General features: G+C 61.9%; 18 protein-coding genes and 1 pseudogene. 11 read left to right on the top strand and 8 right to left on the bottom strand.

What is annotated here, in order from left to right; translation table 11 throughout:
• The 4 genes from ACEK02_RS06065 to ACEK02_RS06050 form a co-directional block, all read left to right on the top strand.
• Positions 1 to 329 (top strand): carboxyl transferase domain-containing protein (locus ACEK02_RS06065; protein WP_371420900.1); only part of this gene is annotated, 329 nt, incomplete at its 5' end.
• Between the two features lie 25 nt (positions 330 to 354).
• Entirely contained in the window at positions 355 to 882 is a 528-nt protein-coding gene (locus ACEK02_RS06060) for a GDSL-type esterase/lipase family protein (RefSeq protein WP_371420899.1), read from the top strand.
• A 282-nt stretch (positions 883 to 1,164) separates the two neighbouring features.
• Positions 1,165 to 1,830, top strand: a complete 666-nt coding sequence (locus ACEK02_RS06055) for an alpha/beta hydrolase (RefSeq protein WP_371420901.1) — start codon at positions 1,165 to 1,167, stop codon at positions 1,828 to 1,830.
• Between the two features lie 98 nt (positions 1,831 to 1,928).
• On the top strand, positions 1,929 to 2,252 hold the full coding sequence (locus ACEK02_RS06050) for a hypothetical protein (protein WP_371420898.1): 324 nt from the start codon (positions 1,929 to 1,931) through the stop codon (positions 2,250 to 2,252).
• Between the two features lie 23 nt (positions 2,253 to 2,275).
• Here the strand turns inward: ACEK02_RS06050 and ACEK02_RS06045 are convergent, their stop codons facing one another.
• Entirely contained in the window at positions 2,276 to 2,545 is a 270-nt protein-coding gene (locus ACEK02_RS06045) for a hypothetical protein (protein ID WP_371420897.1), read from the bottom strand.
• 122 nt (positions 2,546 to 2,667) lie between these two features.
• Between ACEK02_RS06045 and ACEK02_RS06040 the strand changes: the two genes are divergently transcribed.
• Positions 2,668 to 3,300 (top strand): trimeric intracellular cation channel family protein, encoded by a 633-nt coding sequence (locus ACEK02_RS06040; protein ID WP_371420896.1) that lies wholly within the window; start codon positions 2,668 to 2,670, stop codon positions 3,298 to 3,300.
• Between the two features lie 7 nt (positions 3,301 to 3,307).
• On the opposite strand, the gene ACEK02_RS06035 is transcribed toward ACEK02_RS06040, so the two are convergent.
• The 4 genes from ACEK02_RS06035 to ACEK02_RS06020 all read right to left on the bottom strand — a co-directional run bounded on the left by ACEK02_RS06035 (position 3,308) and on the right by ACEK02_RS06020 (position 6,900).
• The gene (locus ACEK02_RS06035) at positions 3,308 to 4,552 is read right to left on the bottom strand and encodes a glycerophosphodiester phosphodiesterase family protein (RefSeq protein WP_371420895.1); all 1,245 of its coding nucleotides are present in this window, start codon (positions 4,550 to 4,552) and stop codon (positions 3,308 to 3,310) included.
• A gap of 120 nt (positions 4,553 to 4,672) precedes the next feature.
• Entirely contained in the window at positions 4,673 to 4,930 is a 258-nt protein-coding gene (locus ACEK02_RS06030) for a GCG_CRPN prefix-to-repeats domain-containing protein (RefSeq protein WP_371420894.1), read from the bottom strand.
• A 186-nt stretch (positions 4,931 to 5,116) separates the two neighbouring features.
• Positions 5,117 to 6,124, bottom strand: a complete 1,008-nt coding sequence (locus ACEK02_RS06025) for an alpha/beta fold hydrolase (RefSeq protein ID WP_371420893.1) — start codon at positions 6,122 to 6,124, stop codon at positions 5,117 to 5,119.
• A 71-nt stretch (positions 6,125 to 6,195) separates the two neighbouring features.
• A complete protein-coding gene (locus ACEK02_RS06020; RefSeq protein ID WP_371420892.1) occupies positions 6,196 to 6,900 on the bottom strand; it encodes an ArsR/SmtB family transcription factor in 705 nt (234 codons plus the stop codon).
• Positions 6,901 to 6,969: 69 nt separating this feature from the next.
• Between ACEK02_RS06020 and ACEK02_RS06015 the strand changes: the two genes are divergently transcribed.
• Positions 6,970 to 7,278 (top strand): NIPSNAP family protein, encoded by a 309-nt coding sequence (locus ACEK02_RS06015; protein WP_371420891.1) that lies wholly within the window; start codon positions 6,970 to 6,972, stop codon positions 7,276 to 7,278.
• Between the two features lie 60 nt (positions 7,279 to 7,338).
• On the opposite strand, the gene ACEK02_RS06010 is transcribed toward ACEK02_RS06015, so the two are convergent.
• Complete coding sequence (locus tag ACEK02_RS06010; protein ID WP_371420890.1) at positions 7,339 to 7,800, bottom strand: hypothetical protein; 462 nt, start codon at positions 7,798 to 7,800, stop codon at positions 7,339 to 7,341.
• A gap of 179 nt (positions 7,801 to 7,979) precedes the next feature.
• Here ACEK02_RS06010 and ACEK02_RS06005 point away from each other — a divergent pair, with 179 nt between their 5' ends.
• Positions 7,980 to 8,672, top strand: coding sequence for a formyltransferase family protein (locus ACEK02_RS06005; protein ID WP_371420889.1), 693 nt, complete (start codon positions 7,980 to 7,982; stop codon positions 8,670 to 8,672).
• Here ACEK02_RS06005 and ACEK02_RS06000 read toward each other — a convergent pair.
• Complete coding sequence (locus tag ACEK02_RS06000; protein WP_371420888.1) at positions 8,669 to 8,911, bottom strand: hypothetical protein; 243 nt, start codon at positions 8,909 to 8,911, stop codon at positions 8,669 to 8,671. The two genes, ACEK02_RS06005 and ACEK02_RS06000, sit on opposite strands and share 4 nt — an antisense overlap.
• Before the next feature lie 210 nt (positions 8,912 to 9,121).
• Here ACEK02_RS06000 and ACEK02_RS05995 point away from each other — a divergent pair, with 210 nt between their 5' ends.
• The gene (locus ACEK02_RS05995; protein ID WP_371420887.1) at positions 9,122 to 10,609 is read left to right on the top strand and encodes an RAD55 family ATPase; all 1,488 of its coding nucleotides are present in this window, start codon (positions 9,122 to 9,124) and stop codon (positions 10,607 to 10,609) included.
• 2 nt (positions 10,610 to 10,611) lie between these two features.
• Positions 10,612 to 10,986, top strand: coding sequence for a response regulator (locus ACEK02_RS05990; RefSeq protein ID WP_371420886.1), 375 nt, complete (start codon positions 10,612 to 10,614; stop codon positions 10,984 to 10,986).
• 50 nt (positions 10,987 to 11,036) lie between these two features.
• Here the strand turns inward: ACEK02_RS05990 and ACEK02_RS05985 are convergent, their stop codons facing one another.
• Positions 11,037 to 11,780 (bottom strand): class I SAM-dependent methyltransferase, encoded by a 744-nt coding sequence (locus ACEK02_RS05985; protein WP_371420885.1) that lies wholly within the window; start codon positions 11,778 to 11,780, stop codon positions 11,037 to 11,039.
• A 139-nt stretch (positions 11,781 to 11,919) separates the two neighbouring features.
• Between ACEK02_RS05985 and ACEK02_RS05980 the strand changes: the two are divergent.
• Together ACEK02_RS05980 and ACEK02_RS05975 are read left to right on the top strand one after the other, a co-directional pair.
• Positions 11,920 to 12,054, top strand: a pseudogene (locus ACEK02_RS05980) (IS5/IS1182 family transposase); the annotation flags it as partial.
• A 308-nt stretch (positions 12,055 to 12,362) separates the two neighbouring features.
• The gene (locus ACEK02_RS05975; protein ID WP_371420884.1) at positions 12,363 to 15,851 is read left to right on the top strand and encodes an indolepyruvate ferredoxin oxidoreductase family protein; all 3,489 of its coding nucleotides are present in this window, start codon (positions 12,363 to 12,365) and stop codon (positions 15,849 to 15,851) included.
• Positions 15,852 to 16,002: the final 151 nt, after the last annotated feature.

Raw genomic sequence — 16,002 nt, 5'->3', positions numbered from 1 at the left:
ATGGCGGCGCGTTCGACGTGATGGCCTCGAAGGAAATCGGCGCCGACATGAATTATGCCTGGCCGACGGCGCAGATCGCCGTGATGGGCGCCAAGGGCGCGGTGGAAATCATCTTCCGGCAGGACATCGGCGACGCCGACAAGATCGCCGCGCGCACCAAGGAATATGAAGACCGCTTCCTGTCGCCCTTCGTCGCCGCCGAGCGCGGCTATATCGACGACGTGATCATGCCGCACTCCACTCGCAAGCGCATCGCCCGCGCGCTGGCGATGCTGAAGGACAAGCATCTGGAAGTACCGATGAAGAAGCACGACAATATGCCGTTGTAGCGGCGTCACGCTGGAGGGAGCTCACATGCAGATAACACGAGCCGCTGTTTGTCTTGTTGCGTTCATGCTGCCTTCCGTCGCCGTTCAGGCCGCGTCCGTCCACATCGTAGCGCTCGGCGCCAGCAACACTTATGGTCATGGCCGCGGCAGGACCAATGGCGGTGTCGAACCGTCGCAAGCCTTTCCAGCCCAGCTTGAGGCGATGCTTCGGGCGCGCGGAGTCGATGCCCATGTCGCAAATGCCGGAATTCCTGGCGATACGACCGGCGGCATGTTGCAGCGGCTCAATTCGGCCGTGCCGGACGGAACGCAAATTGTCATTCTCCAGCCTGGCGGAAATGACGCGCGACGCGGCGAGGGCGCCAGCCGCGCCGGCAATATAGCTGCCATCCAGCAACAACTGGCGGCGCGCCATATCAAGGTGATTGTGACCGGCATGACGGCGCCAGCAAGCACCCGCGATCCCGATGGCCAGCATTTCAACGCCAGCGGCCACGCCGCAGTTGCGTCATCGCTCGTGCCTAGGGTAATGGCGGCGATGCGGGGGAAATAGTCGAACAATCTTAGCCCGGATGAGCGCAGCGAAATCCGGGAGGACGTTGTCCGACATGGTCCCAGCATGCCGCTTCGCTCATGCGGGCTGCAGGCACCCTTACGCCGCCATCGGCTTAATCCGTTTCCGCGAAACGTTTGCATCTTTCGGAATGCGGAGCGAAACGTATCCATCGCTTGCCATCGGGCCTCATCGGAAGCAGCAATAGTTGCCCATGGCAGAAAACAGGCGAAGCTACGCATGACGAAGTTATGTATCTGGATCGGCCGCATCATCGCCACCATGACGCTGATCGGCGTGGCCTGCAGTGCGGCGTTTGCCGACGAAACCGTCACGATTGCCGGCTCCCGCGCCGTGCTCATCAAGCCCGCATCTCCGCGCGCGAGTGTGATCCTGATGCCGGGCGGCAGCGGAGCCATCAGTCCCGGCGATCATGGCGAGATCAACGGACTGAAGGGCAATCAGCTCGTGCGAACCCGCAGCGCCTATGCGGCGCGGGGTCTGGCGGTGCTGGTGGTCGATGCTGGGACCGATCTGTCCAGCGCCGTGCAATATATGGCTGGGATTAAGCGGCCGGTCACGGTGGTCGCGACCAGTCGCGGCACGCAGCGTGCCGCCGAGGGGATTGCGCACGGTGCGCGGCCGGATGCACTGGTACTCACCTCGGGTTTTCTCAGCGGGGAATCGGGCGGTGGCAGCAATGTGATGTCGATCATCGGTTCGCCCTCGGCGCTGCCGCGCACGCTGGTCATTCATCATCGCAATGACGGCTGCAAGTTTACCGCGCCGGCCGGTGTCGATCCCTTCGTGAAATGGTCGGCGGGGCGCGCCCGCGTGGCGTGGCTGAGCGGTGGCCGCAATGAAGGCGATCCGTGCGAGGCGCGGGGATATCACGGCTTCAACGGGCTCGATGGCCAGGTGGTCGGGCTGGCCGCCGGCTTTCGGTAGTCTCAACGTCGAAATATGCGAGTTGCCGCGCACATTCAGTTTCCATTCATGCCGCTGAGCCGACCCTGATCTCCTCACGATATCAGGGAGAGATTGCGATGGAACGCCGTCATTTTCTGAAACTGGCTTTCGGCTTCGCCGCAGGCGCGGGGCTCGCCGCACAGGCTGTGACGCAGGCCCAGGCCGCGCCGCTGCTGCCGACCAATCCACTGGATCATCACAAACCGGACAACGAACCGCAGCCTGCGGTGGCGTCGCAGGACGACGTCGATCGCCTGCAGCCGGAACAGGTGCGCTGGCATCGCGGCTGGCGGCGACGGCATTGGGGGTGGCGCCACAGGCATTGGGGTTGGCGCCGTCGCCGCTGGGGCGCCCGACGCCGCTACTGGCGTCGTCGTTACTGGCGCCGCCGCTACTGGTAGGGCAAGTCCGTTTGTGCTGACGCTCAGTCTCTCCAGGGCGTCAGCGGCTTGGTCTGGCCGGGCTCAATGCCGCTCAGGTGGCGACGCACGTTGTCGTAGCTGCGATCGCCGGGGGCAAAGGTCTGCGAGCCGTTAGCCGGCTTGCCGTCCACCGTGCGGGTGAAATGCAGCACCAGGCTCTCATCGGCATTCATGGTGGCGCTGCCGTAATAGGGCATCGACAGCCGCGCGTCCTCCGCCATGGCCGCGCCAGCCAAGAGTAGAACGGGGAGGGCGAGAAACAGACAGGTCATGACACCTCCTGCCGTGAGGTTGTGATGGAGGCTCAGGAAAATGGCAGGGATTTGTCCGCCCCCGGACACCGCATGCATGGATTTGTGTTACAGGTCGCCGCCATCCGCTGCCGACGAGTCCCATGCCCCATACCGAAGCCCTGCTGTTCCCCCTCGCCATGATCGCGCTCGTTGCCGAGGCGATGACGGCTGCGCTAGCTGCCGGGCGGCGCAATATGGACTGGCTGGGCGTCGCCATGCTCGGCTGTATCACGGCACTTGGCGGTGGTTCGGTGCGCGACATGCTGCTCGGGCATTATCCGCTGTGGTGGGTGAAGAGCCCATATCTGCTGCTGCTCACCGGCGGTGCGGCGCTGGTGACCATCGGGCTTGCGCGCTTTGTGCATCGCTTTCATGCGCTGTTTCTGGTGCTCGATGCTATCGGCCTTGTGGTCTTCACGATCATGGGCTGCAACATCGCCCTCGCCATGGATCAGCCGTTGCTGATCGTGGTGGTGGCCGGGATGATCACCGGCTGCGTCGGTGGCGTGCTCCGCGACGTGTTGTGCAATGATATACCGCTACTGTTTCGCAGCGAACTCTATGCCAGCGTCTCGATCGTCACAGGCCTGCTGTATATCGGCGGCATCAAATATGGTTTCAGTCCCGATCTGGTGACGCTGGCTGCGGCTGTGACCGGACTGGTGTTCCGCCTGCTGGCGATCCGGCTGAAGCTGGAAATGCCGAAATTCATCTTTGACAGCGAACCCAAATAGCGCCTGATCAGCGCAGCCCCATGCAGCTGGCATAGAACGTCGTGGTCGCCGGCCAGTCGGAAAATACACCGCGCACGCCGACGTCCTTCGCCAGTACATCGAGCACCGTCAGCGTATCGCCATCGCGGTCGATGGCGGGTTTGATGGAGCGGTGGAAGAAGCCGCCGCCGTTGGCCAGCGGTCCGTCGCGCTCCAGCGACCAGGTGATCAGGTCGAGGCCGGCGTCTCGCGCTGCCTTGGCATATGGTGAGGGCACGATCCGGCCGCTGCCATCGAGCGTCAGCAGCATGTAGATCGGAGGGGCGAGGATTTTCACGCCGGCGGCTTTCAGCTCCGGCATTGACGGCTTCCAGGTTTCCGGCCGCATGTGATCGAAGCCCGATATTTCATAGCGTCCATCGAGATAGACGGCTTGCGCGGCAAATTCCGGCGCGGTGCGGATCCAGAACTTGATGTCGTTCAGATCGAAGCTCTGCGCAAAGACATCGCCCGGTGGAATGCCGGCGGTGCGATACTCGTCGAGCATCTGGGTGGCGTATTTTTCCTGAGTGTAATCGCCATCGAAGGGCATCGGCACTTCGGGCGCCTTCAGCTCGGGGGTGAACCTGGCGCCGAGGCTTTTGATCAGTGCGATGCTCTCCGCATGGGTCATCAGCGTGCCCGAGCTCGCATAGAGGTCGGTGCGCCAGCGCGGCGTACCGTTCTGGTAGTCCGCGACGGTGGTGGCAGACGTGTTGGCGGCATCCATCTTCGCCGTCAGCGTTTTGAACTCCGCCAGGGTGATGTCACTGGTACAGCATTTCGCAGCTGCTTTCCTGCCGGTGGCGGGATCGGCAGGGCTGAAAGGTTGCGTGCACTTTGCTGCGAGCGACGGCACCGACAGGATGTTCGTTGTCGTGTGCAGGTCGCATTGCGAATGCCGGCAGACTAACTGACGGTCTTTGGTGAAGGTCACGTCGCATTCGATCACGCCGGCACCCATGCGCGCGGCGGCCAGGTAAGATTCGCGGCTGTGCTCGGGGAATTGCAGCGGCGCGCCGCGATGGGCGATGGAGAAATCGCTCTTGCGAAACGGTCCGGTGCAGGTGCTCAGCCTTGCCTTCAGCGGACCGTCCTTCATCTTGTCGACAAGATAGAACGGCCGCGGACCCAACTGTGGCTCGGTTACGGGAATGATCTCGGCGCGGCCGGTCGTCAGCGATGAGAGGCCGAGCAGCCCGGCAAGAATGAGACAACGCAACGCGCGCGACATGACGATCTCCAAAACAGCGAAACGCCATTCTGTCATCTTCCTGTGACGGCTGTAACCAATCGCCGCGAAGCAAAAAACCCCGCCATTGGCGGGGTTTTCGTCGTCAGGATTGTGCAGCGATCACCAGCGGCGGATGCAGCGGCCGTAGGGATTACGGAAGAAGCCGGGCGGGCAGTAGCGGGCGCGGGGCGGCGGGCCGCGGAACATCGGGCGGCAACCGCCATAGGGACCGCGGGCATAGCCGGGGCCGCAGCCCTGGGCGACCTTGATCACGCCTGCCGTATCGGCTGCGCTGAGCGGCGCCAGCGGCATTGCATTGGCGGCACCAAGGCCGCCGACGCTGACGGCGAACAGGGCCGCAGCAAAGATCTTCTTCATGAGTTTTCTCCCTCGATGGTGCCGCGATGCGGCGCAGAGAATGATGGCATCGCATCACCCGGTGCAGAACTCTTGCGGGGCAAGAAAGTTGCAGGGGATCGGCGTTACGCAGTCTGAGTTAAGCCGATTCGATCTGAATGCAGCATGAATGTTCCGGTGCATGTGCGTAGCAGGGCGCGGCGGCTGCTACTTCGCCGCGAGAAATGCCAGCATCAGCTCGTTGAATTTGGCCGGTGCATCGAGAAACACGATGTGGCCCGCATCCGGAAGCACTTCCGCCTTCGCGTTCGGCATCTTCGCCGCCAGCGCCTTGGCGAGATCGGCGTTCTGGCCCATCTTGGGCCGCAACGCTTCCGGCGCATTCGGCTTGCCCGGCGCGTTGTGATCGTCGGCCCCCATGATGAACAGGGTCGGCAGTGCGATCAGCGGAATTTCGTGGACCACGGGCTCGCGATAGATGAGCTGCGCCGAGCTGACGAAGGCGCGCAGCCAACGCGGATATTCCGCCGACCCCTTGATGTTGAAACGTGCGTCGATGAATGGCGTTACCTGGTCGGGCTGCATCTTCAGCGAATAATTCACCTCGAGCTGCTTCCGGTAACCTTCCGCCGTCAGCTTGTCTTCGTTCTCCAGAATCTTCTCGGTTGGTGTCGGTGGCACATAGAGCCGATAGTCCTCAAGTCCGATCGGCGCCGCAAGCAGCAGGTGATCGATGCGATCGGGATAGGCGCGGGCAATGCGTACGCTCAACATGCCGCCGAGCGAATGCGCCACGATGTCGAATTTGGATATTCCAAGGTGATCCATCAGCGCAACGGTGTTGCGGGCGAGGTTGTCGAAATGCAGATCGCCCGATGGCTTCGATGATTTGCCGAAGCCGATCTGATCTGGGACCACGACGCGGTAACCTGCATCGTTCAACGTGCCGATCACCGGCGCCCAGTAGCTCGACGGGAAGTTACGGCCGTGCAGCAGCACGACAGTACGGCCGTTGGGCTTGGTCGATGGCACGTCCATATAGGCCATGCGCAGCTGCTCGCCGTCATTGACTAGCGGGAGCATATTGACGGGGTAGGGATAGGGGAAACCTTCGAGACCGATGCCATAGGGCTCGCGCGTCGCGGGAGGCTCGGCCGCCTGCGAGGTGGTGAGCGGTAATGTGGCAATCAGCGCAGCAAGCAGCAGGCGGTTCATCGGGACAGCTCCGGGAGAAAGAAGGTTCGGCGGGTTTCAGGCTGCATTGCGGCGAAGGTAAGCCGCAGACTTCACGTTTCGCGGATGGCGTTGCCGAATAGTGCCTCGAACCGCTTCTCGCCATTGCGGGTAAAATGCACCACGCGGCTGCCGGGCGAGGGGTCTCTGGCGGCCCATTTCATGACAGCAAATGACGTCATGATGGCAGCGCCGAGTGTCCCAGCCAGATGGTGGCGCCGCTCGCTCCAGTCGAGGCAGGCCTTGCAGACCGGCCGACGTGGATGCGCCAGCGTTGCGGGATCTATCCTCAATTCTTCAGCAACGAACCGGCCGCCCTGGGTCGTGAGTTCGATAGTCTGCTTGGTCTGCCGGATCAGCTTCCGGGCCCGCATGCTGTCGAGCATCTGCACGCCGAGATCGCCGGCGAGATGGTCGTAGCAAATCCGTGCGCGACGCAATGCCGGTTCCTTTGGCCCGGTGCGGATGCGGAGATGGCCCGCACGGGCTGCCAGACCGGCCAGGCCTTCCAGCACACCGGCGACGTCGGGGCCGGTGAGGCGATAATAGCGATGGCGCCCCTGTTTCTCCGGCTCGATCAGGCCACCGGCTTCGAGTTTGGAGAGGTGTGAACTCGCGGTCGGCGCCGTAATCCCGGCTTCCTGGGCGAGCTCGCTCGCAGTCAGCGCGCGGCCTGTCATCAGTGCCGTCAGCATATTGGCGCGTGCAGGATCGCCAACAAGTGCAGCGACCATGGCGATGTCCGGGCCTGCTTTCATACTTCGACGTTAATCGAACTGTTGCGGTCGATCAAGCGGCTACTTTCACCATCTGCAGAGGGAGCCGTCATGACGATCACTGTCTTCATTCGCTATCAGATCGATCCGTTCAAAAGCGCATTGTTCGAAGCCTATGCCAAGCGCTGGCTGACGATCATTCCCAAATGCGGTGGTGATCTGCAGGGCTATTGGATGCCCCATGAAGGAACGAACAACATCGCGTTCGGCCTGATCTCTTTCCCGAGCCTGGCAGCCTATGAGGCCTATCGCACCAGACTGCGCAGTGACGCCGACGGCGCCGCGAATTTCGCGTCGGCCGAGGAGCACCAGTTCATCCTCGCGGAGGAGCGCACTTTCCTGCGTCAGGTGAGCGCATAGCCCACGCGCGACAAAGCCACGGACATTGCCGTCCGCGGCTTCGTCTGCCCGATCGCGCCGTTACTTCGGCGCGCCGCCCTTCGAGCTGTCGATCTCGGTGCCGGTCGGAGCCGATTGCGGGGCCTGCGGTCGCGCAGGTGCCGCACCGGTGGTGACGCCCGGCTGGTTGTTGGTCGGGGTCACGTCGCGCACGCCGGGAGCCACTGGTGGCTTCGAATAGGAATCCGCGATGTTGTTGGTCGGTGCTGGCGCCTTCGGTGCGCTATCCTGCGTCGCCGGCGCGGATTGGGATGCGCTCTTCGTCGTGTCGCTGGGATTCATCGATGTATTGTTCAGGCCGTAGAATACGGCGCCGAGCAGGACAACGACGCCAAGTGCATAGAGGGCCATGCGGCTGCCGCTCGCTGGCCCTTCTGCGAGTTCGGGATCGGCCTGCAACTCGTTATCGAGCCGCGCAGGATTACGGATGTCATCGGCGGGATTCGGACGATACGGGTCGTTGGGGTTGGGGATGTTCGCCATGTCGAGGCCTCCTGTGCGGCAAGACAACCGTCAGATGAGGGGCATGTTCCTGAAATTGTGCCCAAGCAGAGCTGGGTCCCATGCGGCAATGCAGCGCGATCGGTGTCTGCTCATCAGTTGTTAAGGCCTGACTGCGAGTCTGTGGTGATTTTTGATTCCCGGAAGAGTGTGGCGCCCGAATGTTCGATACGATTATCCTCCTTACGGGCCCCGCTGAGCACTCGGTCTTTACGACGCTGCTCCGTGGTCACAATCCCGGCCTGACTGTGCTCCCTATTTTCACTGCCGAGGATCTGGCGGCGATCGAGCCAGACTGGCTGCGCCGCGCGCGGCTGATCTCGTTCACCACCGGCGTGATCGTCCCGGGTGCGATCCTCGATCAGCTCGGCTTTGGCGCTTACAATTTCCATCCCGGGCCGCCGCAATATCCCGGCAGCGCTTCGGCGCATTTTGCGCTTAGCGATCACGCCACCGACTTCGGCTGTACGGTCCATCGCATGATTGCACGTGTCGATGCCGGACCCATTGTGGATGTCGAGACATTCCCCATTCCTGCTGACATCAGTGTCGCCGGTCTTGAAGAGCTTTCTTACACGAAGCTGGTGCAAACGTTCTGGCGTATGGCGCGTGTGCTCGCGACGCAGCCGGAGCCATTGATCGAACGTGCATTGCGCTGGGGCAACAAGCGTCACACGCGCAAGGCCCATCAGCAGATTCGCGATATTCCAGCGACTATGGCGAATAGTGAACCCGAGCACCGCGTCAGGGTGTTCAGCGCGGATCATTTCGGCATCATGCCGACCATCGGTCTGCACGGCTTCCAGTTCCGGGTGGTTGCCCGCGAGACTGAAAGCGAAGTCGCCGAAGCCTAGCGGTTGGCCGCGAAGCTCTGATACTGCGCCGTCGATGTATGCGCGCCCGACGGCTTGCCGTTGAATTCGTAGAGCAGAAAACTAAGCACCACGAACAGGCCTACGCCAATGATAGCCTTGGTCGGCTTGTGATCATGCTTTTCACCACAGTCCGGATGGTAGGCGCCGTCATTCTTCGGCGTCATATGGCTGCCAGCAAGCTCAGGCCGCGACGTCCAGTTATGTAAGTTCTGGTTCATTTCAGTCCTCCTTGCCTGACACCGTCAGGGTGACCGGACACCAATGGCGCGTAAAGGCCGATGTTCCGTTTCGGGGCTGCCATTTGCGGGAGGCTGCCTTGCGCATTGGCTGCGTTTCGAAATATTTCTAAGAAAGCTTTGGAACTCATTGCCTGCTCCTGCGTTTCAGCATCTCACCGTCATGGGTGACAGCTTAGGGGCAGTTTCTGAATGAGTGGCGACAGCGGCCGGTTTGCAACCGGCGTACCGGGTCTCGACGCGATCCTGGGCGGGGGCGTTTTCGACGGCGGCATTTACATCATTCAGGGCGCCCCGGGCGCCGGAAAGACGATTCTGGGCAACCAGATCTGTTTTGCGCAGGCTGCGCAGGGGCGTAACGCGCTTTACATCACGCTGCTTGCGGAGAGCCATGCCCGCATGATCGGGCATATGCGGCGGCTGACCTTCTTCGATGAAGCGGCGATCCCGGATCGCATGTCCTATGTTGGCGCCTTCAAGACGCTGGAAGACGACGGGCTGCGCGGGCTGCTCGATGTGGTCCGCCGCGAGGTCCGTACCCGGAACGCCAGCATTCTGGTGCTCGATGGCCTCATCACCGTGCATGAGAAGGCGCGCTCCGAACTCGAGCTGAAGAAATTCATCCACGAATTGCAGACCCAGGCTGCCTTCAGCAATTGCACCATGTTCCTGCTGACCAGCGCCTTCGACGCCGATGCGCATCCGCCGGAGCATACGATGGTGGACGGTCTCATCGAGCTGCAGTCGGCGCTACATGGCCGCCGCGCCGAGCGTTCGCTCCAGGTCCACAAACTGCGTGGCAGCTGGTTCATGGGAGGCAAGCATTCCTATCGCATCACCGAGCATGGTCACAGCATCTATCCGCGCATCGAGGCGCTATTGGAAACGCCGAGCGTGTGGGACAGCGCCGACGGTCCGATGGTCTCCGTCGGCATCGGCGGCGTCGACAGGATGCTTGGCGGCGGCGTCGATACGCATTCGGTGACTGTGGTGCTCGGCCCGTCGGGCTCGGGCAAGACCACGGCCGGTCTGCAGTTCCTGACCGGCGGTTCCGCCCATGAACCGGCGATGCTGTTCGGGTTTCACGAGAACCCGATGGCGCTGCGGATCAAGGCCGACAGCCTCAAGCTGCCGCTGAAATCGCGCGGCGACAAGGTCACCCTCATGTGGCGCCCGCAGACCGAAGCCGTGCTCGACGAGGTCGCCACCGAGCTGCTCTCGACCATCAGGCAGAACGGGATTCGGCGCCTGGTGATCGACGGCATCGAGGGCTTCTCGAAACTCACCGATGAGAAGGCCCGCATCGGGTCTTTTTTGTCGGCGCTGTGCAACGAGTTGCGCGCACTCGGTGTTACCACGCTGGCGACGGCAGAAACCGATCACGCTGGCATGACACCCGGGCAGCCGCTCAAGGGCGTCAACCAGACCGGTCTATCGGCGGTCGCCGAGAACATCATCGCGCTGCATCTCGCAGCCCTGCGCTCGGAAAACCATCGACTGATGACCATTCTGAAATCGCGCGACCGCCGGACCGATATGCGCATGCGCCGCTTTGAAATCATTGACGGCGGCATTGTTCTCGATGCCGATTTCCACAGCGCGGAGCGCATCCTCAGGGACATCTCAAGTCAGGGACCTGCACCAACTCCATCGACGGATCTCAAGTTGACTGGAGAATAACGGTGCGAACTGTCCTGATTGTCGAGGACGAATGGGCGATCGCCGACTGGCTCGAAGTCCTGTTGAGCGAGAACGCCTTCAATGTTCTCGTGGCCGGCAATGGCCGCGAGGCGCTCGACATTCTGCATCGGGACACACCCGATCTTGTCCTCACCGATTTCATGATGCCGTTTGTCGATGGGGCGGGCCTGATTGCGGCAATGGGGCAGGAGGAGCGCCTTCGCCTCATTCCGGTGGTGGTCATGACCTCGTTGCTGGAGCATGTGGTCCGCGACCGCGCAGGGCGTTTCCGCGCCTATCTGCGCAAGCCGTTTCGCGAAGCCGACCTGATGAAGATCATCGGCGAGATATTCCCCGACGACACGGTGAACGCATAAACGGAGATTCTGCCCGGACCCAAACAACGGCGTCCACATGCGCTTTCGGCCTAGACCTTTCGCGACACAACAAGAAAATTCTCCGCGAGAAATCCCGGGACCTTGAGGCTCCGGCATATCTTTTCGAATGGTTCGATCAGCACTTCACAGAGGCGCGGAAAGAAACGGCCCGGTCGCGGGAGATAGCCGTAATATGTGCTCTCAACTACCTCAAATCCCTCATCGGACAGCACTCTTGAAAATTGATCCAAAGTCAGGGTGTTTCGAGGCTTTGCCGGATATGCCCGGTTCAGGATACGACTGAGCATCCCGATCGGCGACGTTGCATTCAGTTGGATATTGCACACCAACACGCCGTCCTTGCGGAGGTGCCGATAGATTGCCCGCAAGGCGTCGCGCCTAAGCGCGTCCTCTGCATTCAGGAAAAACCGAAACGCGGTGGCGACGTCGAATATCTGTTGGCCAGGGGCGTTCGTGATATCGATGCATAGCAGTGTCACGTTGTCGGGGACTGTCGCTGCCAAGAGCATGGCTTCCGACACATCGACTCCGACCACCGAGCCGAAGAACAATGCTGCGACCTTGGCAATGCGTCCGGTTCCGCAGGCGAAATCGAGGCTTGTTCGCTCCGGCCCTCCAAGCGGGCGCAGAATGTTTTCGAGCAGGGGCTGTTCGATTTTTCGCCACAACGCCGCGCAATAGCCCACCTCGAAGGTGTCGATATAGTCGGCAACGATATCCGCCGACTGGTGGCTCGCGCGATAGCTCTCGCTGTACGCGTCTATGTTGGGCATGAGGATGCGTCCCCGGAGCTGAACGACAGAATGTGCTAACCACTATGCGTTGGCGACGTCTTCATGTGTTCGAATGATAGCGGAATGCGCCGCGAAACTGTCTGTCGGGCACGCTGGTATCTGGGGCAGCGCAATCTGGAACCTGGTCGAGCGGTTCTTCAGCAGGATCAGGCGAAGCCGACATCGTGCCATCCGCTATGACACGCTCGCCAATTGCCTTGCCTTCATCAGGCTTGCTTCGATCCGTCTCTGGATACGGGCTTATGAGCCCACACCCTCATTCGTGCTTGGGATGATGCCTGCTCCATCCCGGCGGCCGCAATCTGTTGCACTGCACACGCTTATCTCCTTGCGCCAGCGGCCTTCGCCACGACACAACGTGCCAGACACCTGGCCTCCTCTCATCATGAAGTTGCGTTCTTTGGACGCGGGGCACCATTGCCCAGAATTGTGGTGCGCCCCGTTCAAAATCCAACATAGACTGTTTCTAAGGGAGTCGAATGACCCCAAATAAACAGGGCCAGCAGGCCGGACGGCACGATCCCGGGCGATAGCCAGGGGGCGGCAGTGACGAGGGCGGGAATGGGAATCAATCAAGGCGCGATCAGTCTCGATCAGAAATACACCCAGGGCTCCGGCCACATCTTCCTGACCGGCATCCAGGCCCTTGTGCGACTGCCCATGGCGCAGGTCCGCAGGGACCGTGCGGCGGGCCTCAACACCGCAGCCTTCGTCACCGGCTATCGCGGCTCACCGCTCGGCGGCTACGACCAGCAGCTGATGGCGGCCCGCAAACATCTCGATCAATACGGAGTCAAATTCCAGCCCGGCGTCAACGAAGACCTCGCGGCCACCGCGATCTGGGGTACCCAGCAACTCAATCTCTCGCCGGGCGCCGAATATGATGGCGTCGTCGGCATCTGGTACGGCAAGGGCCCGGGTGTCGATCGCTGCGGCGACGTCTTTCGCCACGGCAATGCCGCAGGTTCCGCGAAATTCGGTGGCGTTCTGTGCCTCGCTGGCGATGATCACGGCGCCAAATCCTCGACGGTTCCGCATCAGTCGGACCACGCCTTCATCTCGGCGCTGATGCCGTATCTCTATCCATCGTCGATCCACGAGATGATCGAGATGGGCCTGCTCGGCATTGCCATGTCGCGCTATTCCGGCTGCTGGGTCGGCATGAAGGTGATCACCGAGACCGTGGAAACCACGGCGGAGATCAACCTCAACGACGAGATGACGCCGTTCAATATCCCGACCGACTTCGAAATGCCGCCGGACGGTCTGAACCTGCGCTGGCCGGACGATCGTTACGTGCAGGATCGCCGCCTGCAGGACTACAAGGGCTTTGCTGCCATCGCCTTTGCCCGCGCCAACAACATCAATCGCGTCACCATGGACTCGCCGAATGCGCGCTTCGGCATCATGGCGTCCGGCAAGAGCTATGAGGACGTACGGCAGGCGCTGCGTGAGCTCGGCATCACCGAGGAGGTTGCCGCAAAGATTGGTCTGCGCCTCTACAAGATCGGCATGCCGTGGCCGCTGGAGCCGGAAGGCGTGCGCAAATTCGCGGTCGGTCTCGAGGAGATCTTCATCGTCGAAGAGCGCCGCGAGATTGTCGAGAACCAGGTCAAGCAGGAGCTGTTCAACTGGCGCGACGATGTGCGTCCGCGCATCGTCGGCAAGATGGATTCCCACGATCATCGCTTCCTGCCATTCGCCGAAGAGCTGAGCGTTGCCAAGGTCGCGACCTCGCTGGTGGATCGCCTGCTGGCGATGGAGATTGATCCCGAGATCGCCGCACTGCTGCGCGCCAAGGCCGACTGGTTTCACGGACGTGAAGCCTCGCAGGTCCAGAATGTGGTGCCGATCACGCGCACGCCGTATTTCTGTTCGGGCTGCCCGCACAATACCTCGACCAAGGTGCCCGAGGGCTCGCGCGCGCTGGCCGGGATCGGCTGCCACTTCATGTCGCTGTGGATGGATCGCTCCACCGAGACCTTCACCCATATGGGCGGCGAGGGCGTGCCATGGACCGGCATCGCGCCCTTCACCAAGGAGAAGCATATCTTCGCCAATCTCGGCGACGGCACATACTTCCATTCCGGCTCGCTGGCGATCCGCCAGTCGATCGCCTCCAAGGCGAACATCACCTACAAGATTCTCTATAACGACGCCGTCGCCATGACCGGCGGGCAGAAACACGATGGCGATCTGTCGCCGCAGCAGATTACGTTCCAGCTGCACAGCGAAGGCATCCGCGAGATCTATCTCGTCTCGGAAAATCCCGATCTCTATCCGGCGAGCACCATCGCGCCGGGTACCAAGCTGGCGCATCGCGACGAACTCGACCGCGTGATGAAGGCGTGCCGCGAGGTGCCGGGCTGCTCGGCCATCGTCTTCGTGCAGACCTGTGCGGCCGAAAAGCGCCGCCGTCGCAAGAAAGGCATTCTCGAAGATCCGCAGCGCCGTGTCATCATCAATCCTGCAGTTTGCGAAGGCTGCGGCGACTGCTCGGTGCAGTCGAACTGCATTTCGGTGGAACCGCTGGAAACTCCATTGGGCCGCAAGCGCACCATCAATCAGTCCTCCTGCAACAAGGACTATTCGTGCCTCAAGGGCTTCTGCCCGTCCTTCGTCACGGTCGATGGCGGCAAGCTGAAGCGTAAGGCGCCGGTCGAACTCGGCACGATCGGCGCGTTGCCCGAACCGGCCACACGGCCGACGCTCGACAAGCCCTATAACATCGCCGTCGGCGGCGTCGGCGGCACGGGTGTGCTGACGATCGGCGCGCTGCTCGGCATGGCGGCGCATATCGAGGGCAAGGCCTCGATGATCCTCGACATGTCCGGCCTCGCTCAAAAGGGCGGCGCGGTGCTCAGCCATGTTCGTCTCGCCAACGACACCGGCGACGTCACCTGCTCGCGCATCGTCACCGGCACGGCGGATGTCCTGATCGCGGCCGATGAAGTAGTGGCCATCGCCAAGGAAACGATCTCGCTCTGCGAGAGCTCGCGCACCACTGGCATCGTCAATACCCATCTCATTCCGATTGCGGATTTCGTGCGCAACCGCGACTTCAATTTCCAGTCCCGCAAGGTCAACAACGTGCTGGAAATGTCGCTGCGCAAGGAATCGACGTTCCTCGATTTCACCAAGGCGGCGGAGGCGCTGCTTGGCGATTCCATCGCCACCAACATGATGATGATGGGCTTCGCCTATCAGCAGGGGCTGCTTCCGCTGCAGGCGGCATCCATCGAACAGGCCATCGAACTCAACGGTGTGTCGATCAAGATGAACATGCTGGCGTTCCAGCTTGGCCGTCTTGCGGCCGCCGATCCGGCACGGCTCGCCGACATGCTCAAGGGCGCCGATGAGACCATCGCGCCGAAGACACTGGATGAGATGAGCCTCGATGAGATCGTCGCCCATCGCAGCGGACTGCTCACGGACTATCAGAGTGCCAAGCTCGCCGAACGCTATCAGGCGATGGTCGATATGGTGCGCGAAGCCGCCATGCGCGGCGGCTACGATGATGAACTGCCACGCGCGGTGGCGATCAATTATGCCAAGCTGCTCGCCTACAAGGATGAATACGAGGTTGCGCGGCTCTATACCGACGGCAAGTTCGAGAAGCAGCTGCGCGATCAGTTCGAGGGCGACGTCAAGATCAGCTTCAATCTCGCGCCGCCGATGCTGCCCGGCATCGATGCGTCGGGGCGGCCGAAGAAGCGCGCCTTTGGCGCCTGGATGCTGCCGTTGTTTCGCATTCTGGCGAAGCTGCGCATCTTGCGCGGCACGCCGCTGGATGTGTTCGGCTACAGTGCCGATCGCAAGCTGGAGCGCGACCTGATCGCCGGCTATGAGAGGGACGTTGCCACGGTGCTGAACCTGCTGTCGCCGCTCACGGTGGATACGGCCGTGCAGCTTCTCTCGCTGCCGGACAGCATCCGCGGCTACGGCCCGGTGAAGGAAGCCTCGGTCGTGGCGGCGAAGGCACGCTATGCCGAACTCGCCAAGGACCTCGCCAATCCGCCGCCGGCGCCGCGGCAAATCGCGGCGGAGTAGGGGCGGGTTGTTGTGATCGCGCAGGATGGGGTGAGTGTCTTCGCGAAATCCATCGCTTTCTTCGTCTGCAGTTGATGGGTTTCGCTCCGGCGCGATGCGCCTGCTCTCTGCCCATCCTACGATCTTGCGTAACGCTCTCAGTCGTCATGAC

The organism is Tardiphaga sp., assembly GCF_041424195.1.
Classification (GTDB): Bacteria; Pseudomonadota; Alphaproteobacteria; order Rhizobiales; family Xanthobacteraceae; genus Tardiphaga.
Note: the sequence above shows the minus strand (reverse complement) of the source record. Positions and strands in the feature narration are given on the sequence as shown.